This is a genomic window from Pseudomonas karstica (assembly GCF_009707515.1).
GTDB lineage: Bacteria > Pseudomonadota > Gammaproteobacteria > Pseudomonadales > Pseudomonadaceae > Aquipseudomonas > Aquipseudomonas karstica.
The window spans coordinates 16,111-28,066 of record NZ_WLYI01000050.1 but is presented as its reverse complement, the minus strand read 5'-3'; the positions used below and the strand labels follow the sequence as shown (position 1 = coordinate 28,066).

At 61.3% G+C, this 11,956-nt stretch carries 9 protein-coding genes and 1 pseudogene; all 10 read left to right on the top strand.

What is annotated here, in order from left to right; all coding sequences use genetic code 11:
• Positions 1 to 173: 173 nt before the first annotated feature.
• Positions 174 to 353 (top strand): annotated as a pseudogene (locus GIR22_RS26820) (hypothetical protein); the annotation flags it as partial.
• A 101-nt stretch (positions 354 to 454) separates the two neighbouring features.
• Positions 455 to 1,837, top strand: coding sequence for a PepSY-associated TM helix domain-containing protein (locus GIR22_RS24630; protein ID WP_154745884.1), 1,383 nt, complete (start codon positions 455 to 457; stop codon positions 1,835 to 1,837).
• Positions 1,838 to 1,990: 153 nt separating this feature from the next.
• Positions 1,991 to 4,099 (top strand): TonB-dependent receptor, encoded by a 2,109-nt coding sequence (locus GIR22_RS24625; RefSeq protein ID WP_154745883.1) that lies wholly within the window; start codon positions 1,991 to 1,993, stop codon positions 4,097 to 4,099.
• A gap of 54 nt (positions 4,100 to 4,153) precedes the next feature.
• Positions 4,154 to 4,942, top strand: coding sequence for an ABC transporter ATP-binding protein (locus tag GIR22_RS24620; RefSeq protein WP_154745882.1), 789 nt, complete (start codon positions 4,154 to 4,156; stop codon positions 4,940 to 4,942).
• Positions 4,939 to 5,886, top strand: a complete 948-nt coding sequence (locus GIR22_RS24615; RefSeq protein WP_154745881.1) for an ABC transporter substrate-binding protein — start codon at positions 4,939 to 4,941, stop codon at positions 5,884 to 5,886. Before GIR22_RS24620 ends, GIR22_RS24615 begins: the two co-directional genes overlap by 4 nt.
• Positions 5,883 to 6,893 carry a FecCD family ABC transporter permease gene (locus GIR22_RS24610; protein ID WP_154745880.1) on the top strand — a complete coding sequence of 337 codons (1,011 nt, stop codon included), beginning with the start codon at positions 5,883 to 5,885 and terminating at the stop codon, positions 6,891 to 6,893. The genes GIR22_RS24615 and GIR22_RS24610 overlap by 4 nt, the downstream gene beginning before the upstream one ends.
• 186 nt (positions 6,894 to 7,079) lie before the next feature.
• Positions 7,080 to 8,345, top strand: a complete 1,266-nt coding sequence (gene urtA / locus GIR22_RS24605) for an urea ABC transporter substrate-binding protein (RefSeq protein WP_154745879.1) — start codon at positions 7,080 to 7,082, stop codon at positions 8,343 to 8,345.
• A gap of 53 nt (positions 8,346 to 8,398) precedes the next feature.
• Entirely contained in the window at positions 8,399 to 9,901 is a 1,503-nt protein-coding gene (urtB, locus tag GIR22_RS24600; protein WP_154745878.1) for an urea ABC transporter permease subunit UrtB, read from the top strand.
• Complete coding sequence (gene urtC / locus GIR22_RS24595) at positions 9,901 to 10,980, top strand: urea ABC transporter permease subunit UrtC (protein WP_154745877.1); 1,080 nt, start codon at positions 9,901 to 9,903, stop codon at positions 10,978 to 10,980. The genes urtB and urtC overlap by 1 nt, the downstream gene beginning before the upstream one ends.
• On the top strand, positions 10,977 to 11,825 hold the full coding sequence (gene urtD / locus GIR22_RS24590) for an urea ABC transporter ATP-binding protein UrtD (RefSeq protein ID WP_154745876.1): 849 nt from the start codon (positions 10,977 to 10,979) through the stop codon (positions 11,823 to 11,825). Before urtC ends, urtD begins: the two co-directional genes overlap by 4 nt.
• Positions 11,826 to 11,956: the final 131 nt, after the last annotated feature.

Below are 11,956 nucleotides of genomic sequence, written 5' to 3'. Positions count from 1 at the left end.
AGCCGCGCCCCCCCATCGCGTCGTAAACACTTCGCACCGTTACTTCACCCGGCCGACTTCAGATAGACAGCCGCAGGCTGCTGGCCGTGTTGTTTACGATTGTTTGATGGAATTTTTCATGTTCAGGCTCTCTGCTGTCTCCCCTTTGGGATACCCCCCGTTCTTGCCACCACAACCTGTTCGGCAAGGCTTATGCCGAGCATTTGAACCTGGCGGGCAACACCGGCTTCGGCTACCCGGCCAATGACCCGCAAGCCATCAAGGAGCCAGGGCACACGCTCTGGCCCCTGGACCAAGGTCGACATGAGCGTCTAACAACAACACATAAACCTGTAGCCGCTGCCGAAGAATAAGGCTGCGATGGGTTGCGAAGCGACCCCCTAGGGCGGTCCTGCGGACACGCATCGCAGCCTCGGCAGCGGCTACTACCTACACCTTTTGCGGAGCACTCCCGATGAACCCGTCAAAGATTTCCTTCTACAACCTGGCCTGGCGCTGGCACTTCTACGCCGGGCTGTTCGTTGCACCATTCATGGTACTGCTGGCCCTGACCGGCATCATCTATCTGTTCAAGCCCCAACTCGACCCGCTGATGTACCCCGACTTGCTCACAGTCCAGAGCGCCGAACATGCATTGAGTGCCGATGAACAACTGCAACGGGCCCAAGCAGCCTATCCACAGGGCACGCTCAGCAAGTACCTGCCGCCTGTCGATGCCACCAGCAGCGCGCAATTTGTCATGCGCAACGCCGGGCATGAGCTGACGATATTCGTCGACCCCTATCGCGGTACTGTCCTTGGCGAACAGGACGCGAAAAGCAACCTGCAAGCCATCGCACGCGCCCTGCACGGCGAGTTGATGATAGGCACCGTCGGTGATCGGCTGGTGGAACTGGCTGCCGGCTGGGGCGTGATGCTAGTGGTTTCCGGCGTGTACCTGTGGTGGCCGCGAGGCAAGTCATCGGCCGGAGTGCTGTGGCCACGGCTGGGCAGTCGCGGGCGGCTGTTCTGGCGCGATCTGCATGCGGTCGCCGGCTTCTGGGGCGCGGCCTTTTTGCTGGTGATGCTGCTCAGCGGCATGACCTGGACCGGCTTCTGGGGCAAGCAATATGCTGACTTGTGGAACCACTTCCCGGCGGCGATGTGGAACAACGTGCCGCAATCCGATCAACAGGCGCGCACCCTCAATACCGCCACCCAACAGACCGTGCCCTGGGCCATGGAAAATACGCCGATGCCGATGTCTGGCGACCATGCCGAACACATGAACCACGCAGGCATGAGCAAGGAGCCAGCCGCCCCGACCATCCGCCTGCAGCAGGTCGTGGACCTGGCCGCCGCGCGCAAGGTCGAGCCCGGTTACAGCATCACGTTTCCCACGACCGCTGAAGGTGTGTTCACCATCGCGGTGTTCGCCAACGACCCGCGCAACGATGCCACCCTGCATGTCGATCAATACACCGGCAAGGTCCTGGCCGATGTGCGCTGGGAGCACTACAACGGCGTCGCCCGTGCCACGGAGGTCGGTGTGATGCTGCATGAGGGCAAGATGTTCGGCCTGCTCAACCAGATGCTGGTGCTGCTGATCTGCCTGCTGATCCTGCTCAGCGCCGTCAGTGGCGTGGTGATCTGGTGGAAGCGCCGGCCACAAGGCGGCCTGGGGGTTCCACCGCTGCGGCACGACTTGCCGAGGTGGAAAACCGCGATGGCGATCATGCTCGCCCTGGCGATTATTTTCCCCTTGGTGGGCGCGTCTTTATTGATGGTCTGGGTCCTGGATCGTTTGCTTCTGTCGCGACTCTGGGGTCAACGTGAGACGGCCTCACCTTCGTCATGAAACAGTCGAGATGGCCTATATAGAGGCGTTCTGTAGGATTACGCGGGCTTTCATCCTCCGCGCAACAAGTGTTAACTTATAACACTTATTACGTTCTCTCAGCTCGCCGCGCCCAGCGGCGAGTACCGTCTCGAAGAAGCGATTTATCGTCCGATGAACAAGTACCTTGCGTCCGGCTTGTGCCTGCTCGCCCTGCATCACAGTGCCCAGGCGCTGACCTTGCCTGCCAGCCCCGTCATCGCCTCGGCTGTCGACAACGATCATGTCGGCCTGGCCACGCCGACCACTGCCGGCTCGCGCCTTAATCTCAGCGCCTTGCATACCCCCGGCAGTGTTGAAAGCCAGACCGGCGAGCAAATCCGCGAACGGGGTGACGCCAGCGTGCAAGACGCCATTTCCCGCGCCACTGGCCTCAGCCGCACCGGCACCCCGGGCGATGGCGGCACCTCGCTGTCGGCGCGCGGGTTTACCGGCCAGGGCTCGGTGATGCAGCTGTATGACGGCAACCGCCTGTACACCGGCATGGGCACCTCCACGTTCCCCGTGGACACCTGGTCTGTCGAGCGTGTCGATGTATTGCGCGGGCCGGCCTCGGTGTTGTACGGCGAAGGTGCCACCGGAGCGGTGATCAACACGATCCCGAAAAAACCCTTCGCAGGCGAAATCGAAAACCATATCCGCTTCGGCTACGGCACCTATGATCGCCAGCAGCAAGCCCTGGACAGTGGCGTTTCGCTGACCGACCAGTTGAGCTCCCGCCTCAACGTCAACCGCCTGCGCAGCAACGGCTTTATCGACCGTGGCGACTCCAGCAGCGATTTCGTCAGCGCCGCCCTGCGCTGGCAAGCCGCCGACAACCTGAGCTTCACCCTCGCCCACGATTACGGTGACCAGCGCCCGCAAAACTATTTCGGCACACCGCTGATCAACGGTCACCTGCAAAAGAACCTGCGGGACAAGAACTACAACCTCAGCAATGACACCCAACACTACAACGACCAGTGGACACGCCTGACCAGCGAGTGGCAGATCAATGACCGCGTCAGCGCCACTAACGAGCTGTATTACCTCAAGGCCCAACGCCGCTGGCAGAACGCCGAGAACTACAACCTCAGCAATGGACAATTGACCCGCAGCGGCAATTTCGGCATCAAGCACAATCAGGAACAGGTGGGCGACCGCCAGACCTTTACCTTCAAGCACACGCTGTTCGGCCTCGACAGCCAGACGGTGGTGGGCGCGGACTACAACCGGATTCGTTTTCGCCTTGCCAATAACTCACCGTTCAATGACGTGCTGGAAAACGGTCAGCCGATTGACCTGTATCACCCGGCACCCGCGCCGTTCGAGAGCAAGGATCCGTTCAAGCCACAGTTCGCAACCACCACCAAACAGTTCTCGGGTTTTGCCGAAAACCGTTTGCAACTGACCGAGCAACTGTCCCTCATCACCGGTCTGCGCCGCGACTACGTCCATGTGGATCGCAACGATTTGACCGGCGGCCCCAAGACCGACAAGACCCTCACCGGTAATAACTGGAAAGCCGGCCTGGTCTACGCCTTCACTACGGATACCTCGGTCTACGGCCAGTACGCCACCAGCACCGATGGCGTGGGTGGGCTGATTTCCCTGAGCCCGGGCCAGCAACAGTTCGACCTGTCCACCGCCAAGCAAACCGAGGTCGGCATCAAGCAAGCCTTCTGGGACCAGCGCGGCGAATGGACCTTGGCGGCCTATCACATCGTCAAAAAGAAACTGCTGATTGATGTGCCAGGCACCGCACAACTCAAGGAGCAAGTCGGCCAGCAATCGTCCAACGGCCTGGAGGCCAGCCTCGACCTGCAACTGCCGCGCGCCTGGCAGCTGCAAGCCAATGCCGCCATCGTTCGCGCCCAGTACGACGACTTCTCGCAGGTGGTCAACGGCGTGCAGGTTTCCCGCGACGGTAACCGGCCAACCGATGTTCCGCGACGCACCGCCAACCTGTGGCTGAGCAAAGCCGTGACCGATAACATCCGCGCCGGCGCCGGCGTGCGTTACGTCGATGCCCGTTACGCCGACACCGCCAACCAGAACGAGCTGCCCAGCTACACCGTGGTCGACGCCACGCTGTCATGGAAAGCGCTGCGCAACACGACACTGGGCCTGCAATTGAATAACCTGTTTGATCGCACTTACGCGGTAAGCCAATACAATGACGGCCAGCAATGGATCCTCGGCGAGCCACGGTCGTTTTTCGTCACCGCTGACCACACCTTTTGATCGAACGCAGAGCATGAGAACGATCCAACCACACCGTTTCATTAGAGAGCAATGATGACCTCACTCAGCCTCACCCATCTTGCCTGGACCCCACTGGGCCACGGCCATTGTCATCACCAGTTCCAACTGCGTGACGCCAACTTGCAGGTGGATAGGGGTGAGTTTGTCGGGTTGATCGGCCCCAATGGCAGCGGCAAGACCAGCCTGTTGCGCTGCGCCTATCGGTTCAGTAAACCGGACGACGGTGAAGTGCTGCTTGAGCACCAGAACGTCTGGAAACAGTCCTCACGCTGGTGCGCCCAACGTATCGCCGTGGTGTTGCAGGAGTTTCCCGACGCCTTCGGTTTGCGCGTCGATGAAGTGGTCGCCATGGGCCGCACACCTCACAAGGGCCTGTTCGACAGCGACAGCCTTGAAGACCGGCAACTGATCCAGCAGGCCCTCGAATCTGTCGGCCTGCTGGGTTTTGAAGCGCATGCCTTCGCCACCCTTTCCGGCGGTGAAAAACAGCGGGTGATCCTGGCGCGAGCCCTGGCCCAACAACCGCAATTGTTGATCCTGGATGAGCCGACCAACCACCTCGACCCGCGCTATCAACTTGAGTTGTTGAAACTGGTCAAGCGCCTGAAGATCGGCACCCTGGCCAGCATTCACGACCTGAACCTGGCCGCGGCCTTCTGTGATCGCCTGTACGTGATCAACCATGGGCGCATCGTCGCCAGCGGCACGCCCCATGAAGTGCTGACTGGCGAACTGTTGCGCGAGGTGTTCGGCGTCGAGGCGCTGATCGACACGCACCCCCTGTCTGGCTACCCCCGAATCACCTGGATAACCCAACCATGATCCTGCGCTCCCTGCTGTGTTTTTCCCTGTTATGCGGTGCAACCCAGGCATTCGCTGAAGCGACCCGCTACCCGCTGAAAATCCAGAGCTGCAATCGCGAAGTCACCTTCAAGGAAGCGCCCAAACACGCCGTCAGCCACGACATAAACATGACCCAGATGATGCTTGCCCTGGGCCTGAGACCACGCATGGTCGGCTACAGCGGGGTCACCGGCTGGAAGGCGGTGACCCCACACATGGCGCAAATCCTCGATGGCCTGCCGGAACTCGCCGCCAAGTACCCCTCGGTGGAAACCCTGCTCGATGCCAACGTCGACTTCTTCTTCGCCGGCTGGGATTACGGCATGCGCGTCGGTGGCGACCTCACGCCACAAACCCTGCAACCGCTGGGCATCAACGTCTACGAATTGACCGAGTCTTGCGCCTTTGTGATGAAGCGCCCGGCGGCGACCCTGGAAGACACCTATAACGACCTGCGCAACCTGGGCAAGATCTTCGACGTGCAGGACCGCGCCAATGCGCTGATCGCACAGATGCAGTCGCAGGCTGGCGAGGTGCAAAAATCCTTGCCCACCGAAAAACCCCGGGTGTTCCTCTACGACAGCGGCGAAGACCGCGCCATGACCTCCGGCCGCCTGGGCATGCCCCAGGCACTGATCGATGCCGCCGGCGGGCGCAACATTCTGGAGGACGTCGAAGCCAGCTGGACCCGGGTCAACTGGGAAACCGTGGTGGAGCGCAACCCGCAGGTGATCGTGATTGTCGACTACAGCGAAATCACCGCCGAACAGAAAGAGCGGTTCCTGCTCGACAACCCGGCACTGCAATCGGTAGACGCCATCAAGAACCAGCGCTTTATCGTCATCCCTTACGTGCAGGCCACACCGGGTATCGATAACGTGCTGGCGGTTGAAACACTGGCCAAGGGGTTCCACGGCGAATGATCAACCGTCGCTACGCCCTGCTGCTCAGTGGCCTTGGCGCGCTACTGCTGATCTCTTGCGTGGTCTCGCTGGGATTCGGTTCGGCGCGAGTGCCAGTGGATGTGGTGTGGCGGATTTTATTGCACAAGGTGCTGGGGATCGGTGAAGCGGATTGGACCCTCGGCCAGGAACATATCGTCTGGCTGATCCGCGTACCGCGCATGCTCCTGGGTGCATTGGTGGGCAGCGGGCTGGCACTGATCGGCGCGGTATTACAGGCGGTGACGCGCAACCCGTTGGCGGACCCACACCTGTTGGGCGTAACCTCGGGGGCCACGTTGGGCGCGGTCATCGTGGTGCTGCATGTCGGTGAAATCATCGGCTTGCTGACCCTGCCCATCGCGGCCTTTATCGGCGCGTTGCTCAGCATGTTCGTGGTGCTGGCGGTGGCCAGCCGCAACGGGCGCCTGGAAAGTGATCGCTTGCTGCTGTGTGGTGTGGCAGTGTCTTTCGTGATGATGGCGGCGGCCAACCTGCTGCTGTTCATGGGCGATCACCGGGCAGCATCGGCGGTGATGTTCTGGATGCTTGGCGGCCTGGGCCTGGCGCGCTGGGAACTGCTGCTGATCCCGACCCTCAGCGTGTTGCTCGGGTTGCTATTGCTACTGGGCATGGCCCGCCCGTTGAACGCCTTGATGGCCGGCGAACAAACCGCCGTGACCCTGGGCCTGAACGCCCGCAATGTGCGCCTGAAAGTATTCCTGATCGCCTCGCTGATGACCGGCGTGCTGGTATCCATCAGCGGCTCCATCGGCTTTGTCGGCCTGATGGTGCCGCACATCGCCCGGCGCCTGGTGGGCGCTGAACACCGGCGCCTGCTGCCGGTGTGCGTGCTGCTGGGCAGCCTGTTCCTGGTCTGGGTCGACGTCGCGGCGCGTACCCTGATTGCCCCGGAAGACTTGCCCATCGGGGTGGCCACGGCAGCCATTGGCGGGCTCTTCTTTATCGGCCTGATGCGCAAGCGCTGACATCGCCCCGTTGTAGCGCACGCTGGTGCACCCACCGCCCCGGCCTGCCATTTGATGGTGCATCCAGGGTGCACCGCAACGGGCGAAACGACCATTTCATGCCTTTTGCCGACTAGGCACAGCGCTTGCAATCACCTCCTCGACTTGTCCCCTTAATAACAATGTTGAGTTCGCGGAGATCGCACCATGCAGCGTCGTAGCTTGATCAAGGCTTTCACTTTGTCGGCATCCATTGCCGCCATGGGCATGACCTGGACCGTCCAGGCCGCCGAGACCATCAAGGTCGGCATCCTGCACTCGTTGTCCGGGACCATGGCGATCTCCGAAACGTCGCTCAAAGACATGGCGCTGATGACCATCGACGAGATCAACGCCAAGGGCGGGGTGAACGGCAAGATGCTCGAACCGGTGGTGGTGGATCCGGCGTCCAATTGGCCGCTGTTTGCCGAGAAAGGCCGGCAGTTACTGACCCAGGACAAGGTTGCGGTGGTATTCGGTTGCTGGACTTCGGTGTCGCGTAAATCGGTGTTGCCGGTGTTCGAAGAACTCAACGGCCTGTTGTTCTACCCGGTGCAATACGAAGGCGAAGAAATGTCGCCCAACGTGTTCTACACCGGCGCTGCGCCGAACCAGCAAGCCATCCCGGCGGTGGAATACCTGATGAGCGAAGAAGGCGGCGGCGCCAAGCGCTTCTTCCTGCTAGGCACCGACTACGTCTACCCGCGCACCACCAACAAGATCCTGCGTGCGTTCCTGCACGCCAAAGGTGTGGCCGACAAGGACATCGAAGAGGTCTACACGCCGTTTGGTCATAGCGATTACCAGACCATCGTCGCCAACATCAAAAAGTTCTCCGCAGGCGGCAAGACGGCGGTGATCTCCACCGTCAATGGCGATTCCAACGTACCGTTCTACAAAGAACTGGCCAACCAGGGCCTGAAAGCCACCGAAGTACCAGTGGTGGCGTTCTCCGTGGGTGAAGAAGAGCTGCGCGGCATCGATACCAAGCCGCTGGTGGGCAACCTGGCGGCGTGGAACTACTTCCAGTCGGTGGAGAACCCGGCGAACCAGAAGTTCGTCGCCGACTGGAAGGCTTATGCCAAGAAGCACAACCTGCCAGGCGCCGATAAGGCGGTGACCAATGACCCCATGGAGGCCACCTATGTCGGCATTCATATGTGGGCCCAGGCGGCGGAAAAAGCCAAATCCACTGACGTCGATAAAGTTCGCGACGCCCTCGCCGGCCAGACCTTCGCTGCGCCATCGGGCTACACCTTGACCATGGACAAGACCAATCATCACCTGCACAAGCCGGTGATGATTGGCGAGATCCAGTCTGACGGCCAGTTCTCGGTGGTATGGCAGACCGAAGGGCCGATCCGTGCCCAGCCGTGGAGCCCGTACATCCCGGGCAATGACAAAAAGCCCGATTACGCGGTGAAGAGCAACTGATTTCCGAGCGTTCCCACGCCCTGCGTGGGAACGCTCCAACAGGACACACCCTTATGCCCACTGCCCTTCACCGATTCATTCTGGCCCTCCTGCTGGTGCTGCCCCTGGCCGTATACGCAGGCGATGCCGAAGACTTCCTCGCGGCCAACCCGATGCAACAAGCCAAGCTCCTCCAGGGTTGGGCCACCCAGCCCGATCCATCACGCATCGAGCTGGTCAACGCCCTGCAACAAGGCCAGCTCAGCGTCGGCGGTGAAACCCGAACCGTACGCCTGAACAACCGCCTGCGTGGCTTGATCGACAATGCGCAAGCCAGCCAACAACTGCTGGCCGCCGATCCCTCGGTTCGCTTGGCCGCCGCACGGCAACTGCAAAAAAGCGCACAGCCGGCCCAACTGACATTCCTCGACCAGCGGCTTGCCCGCGAGACAGACGATGACGTCCACAGCGCCCTGAGCCTGGCCCTGGCCAACTTGCAACTGGTGGACCCCAACCCGGCCGTGCGCCTGGCCGCCGTGCGTTTACTCGGTAGCACCGGCGACCCGTTGGCCCGCACCCGCCTGGAGGCCTTGCTCGCCCCGGGCATGGAAACCGACGCCGGCGTGCACACCGCCGCCCAGACCAGCCTGGCTCAGGTCAAGCGCAAACTGATGATGGGGGAGGTCCTCGGCCAGGCCTTCAGTGGCATGTCCCTGGGTTCGATCCTGCTGCTCGCCGCGCTCGGACTGGCGATCACTTTCGGTTTGCTCGGGGTCATCAATATGGCCCACGGCGAGATGCTGATGCTCGGCGCCTATTCCACTTATGTGGTGCAGTTGCTGATGCAGCGCTACGTGCCACAAGCCATTGAGTTCTACCCGTTGATTGCCCTGCCGGTGGCGTTTTTTGTCACCGCCGGGATCGGCATGGTCCTGGAACGCACAGTGATTCGTCACCTCTATGGCCGCCCTCTGGAAACCCTGCTCGCCACCTGGGGCATCAGCCTGATGTTGATCCAGATGGTTCGCTTGTTGTTCGGTGCACAGAACGTCGAAGTGGCCAACCCGGCCTGGTTGTCGGGCGGGATTCAAGTGCTGCCCAATCTGGTGCTGCCCTACAACCGCATAGTGATCATCGCCTTCGCGCTGTGTGTGGTGGTGCTGACCTGGCTGCTGCTGAACAAGACTCGCCTGGGCCTCAACGTGCGAGCCGTGACCCAGAACCGCAACATGGCCGCCTGCTGCGGCGTGCCCACCGGCCGCGTCGACATGCTCGCCTTCGGTTTGGGCTCGGGTATTGCCGGGCTCGGCGGCGTGGCGTTGAGCCAGGTCGGCAACGTCGGCCCGGACCTGGGCCAGGGCTACATCATCGACTCATTCCTGGTGGTGGTGCTCGGCGGCGTCGGCCAGTTGGCCGGCAGCGTCATGGCCGCCTTCGGCTTAGGGATCGCCAACAAGATTCTGGAACCACAGATCGGCGCCGTGCTGGGCAAGATCCTGATCCTCGCGCTGATCATTGTGTTTATCCAGAAACGCCCGCAAGGACTCTTCGCACTGAAAGGACGGGTGATCGACTGATGAACCAGCCATTGATGCTTACGGCTACGCAAAAGGCCGGCCCCCGGGTGACCATCGCCGTGGGTGGGGTAATCCTGCTCCTGCTGTTGGCCTTGCCGCTGCTTTCCCTGCTGGCGCCGGATAATCCGCTGCACGTCTCGGCCTACACCTTGACGTTGGTGGGCAAAATTCTCTGCTACGCCATTGTCGCCCTGGCCCTGGATCTGGTTTGGGGTTATGCCGGGATGTTGTCCCTGGGCCACGGCTTGTTCTTCGCCCTTGGCGGCTATGCCATGGGCATGTACCTGATGCGCCAGGCGTCCGGGGATGAACTGCCGGCGTTCATGACCTTCCTGTCGTGGACCGAACTGCCGTGGTATTGGGTCGGCACCAATCACTTCCTCTGGGCGTTGTGCCTGGTGGTGTTGGCGCCGGGCTTGCTGGCCTTGGTGTTCGGTTTTTTCGCCTTCCGTTCGCGGATCAAGGGCGTGTACTTCTCGATCATGACCCAGGCCCTGACCTTCGCCGGGATGCTGCTGTTCTTCCGTAACGAAACCGGTTTTGGCGGCAACAACGGCTTTACCAATTTCCGCAGCATCCTCGGCTTTGGCATCACCGAGCCAGGGACGCGGGCAGTGTTGTTTGTGGCCACGGTGCTATTGCTGGTGGCCAGCCTGTACATCGGCTGGCGCCTGGCACAAAGCAAGTTCGGACGTGTGCTGACCGCCTTGCGCGATGCAGAAAACCGCTTGATGTTCTGTGGTTACGACCCCCGTGGTTTCAAGCTGTTTGTCTGGGTCTTGAGCGCAGTGCTCTGCGGCTTGGCAGGCGCGTTGTATGTGCCGCAAGTGGGGATCATCAACCCCAGCGAAATGTCACCGACCAACTCCATCGAGGCGGCCGTATGGGTGGCGTTGGGCGGGCGCGGCACACTGATCGGGCCGTTGCTGGGGGCGGGAGTGGTCAACGGCATGAAGAGTTGGTTCACAGTGGCGTTTCCCGAATATTGGCTGTTCTTTCTTGGGGCGCTGTTCATCATCGTCACGTTGTACTTGCCCAGGGGTGTGATCGGCCTGCTGAAGAAAAGAGGTGAATCATGAGAGTCACAGCGACGGCTGAATTCATGCTCGAACCCATTTTTGACGCAGGCGCAGGCCGAGACGCCATCGGCCTCGGCCAAGCGGTGGGCAAGGGCCTCAACACCCGCCACGGAACCCTGCTGACCCTGGAAGACATCAGCGTCAGCTTCGACGGTTTCAAGGCATTGAACGATTTGAACCTGTACATCGGCGTCGGCGAATTGCGTTGCATCATCGGCCCCAACGGCGCGGGCAAGACCACACTGATGGACGTGATCACCGGCAAGACCCGGCCCAGCCACGGCACGGCCTGGTTTGGCGAAACCCTGGACCTGGCGACGATGAGCGAAGTGCAGATCGCCCAGGCCGGTATCGGTCGCAAGTTCCAGAAACCCACGGTGTTCGAAGCCCTGAGCGTGTTCGAAAACCTGGAACTGGCGCAGAAGACCGACAAGTCGGTGTGGGCCAGCCTGCGGGCACGCTTGAGCGGTGAGCAAAAAGACCTTATCGACGAAGTGTTGGACACCATTCGCCTCACCAAATCGGTGCATCGGCCAGCGGGTTTGTTGTCTCACGGCCAGAAGCAGTTCCTGGAAATCGGCATGCTGCTGATGCAGGACCCGCAACTGTTGCTGCTGGACGAACCGGTAGCCGGCATGACCGATGCCGAGACCGAATTTACCGCCGAACTGTTCAAGCGCCTGGCGGGCAAACACTCGCTGATGGTGGTGGAACACGACATGGGCTTTGTCGGCTCGATTGCCGACCACGTGACGGTGTTGCACCAGGGCAGCGTGCTGGCCGAGGGGTCGCTTGAGCAGGTGCAGGCTGATGAGCGGGTGATCGAGGTTTACCTCGGTCGCTGATGATCGTTCCCACGCTCCGCGTGGGAATGCATCCGGTGACGCTCCGCGTCACGACCTTCAACCGCGGACGCAGAGCGTCCATTGCGGCATTCCCACGCAGAGCGTGGGAACGATCAGCGAGGAGAGTTTGG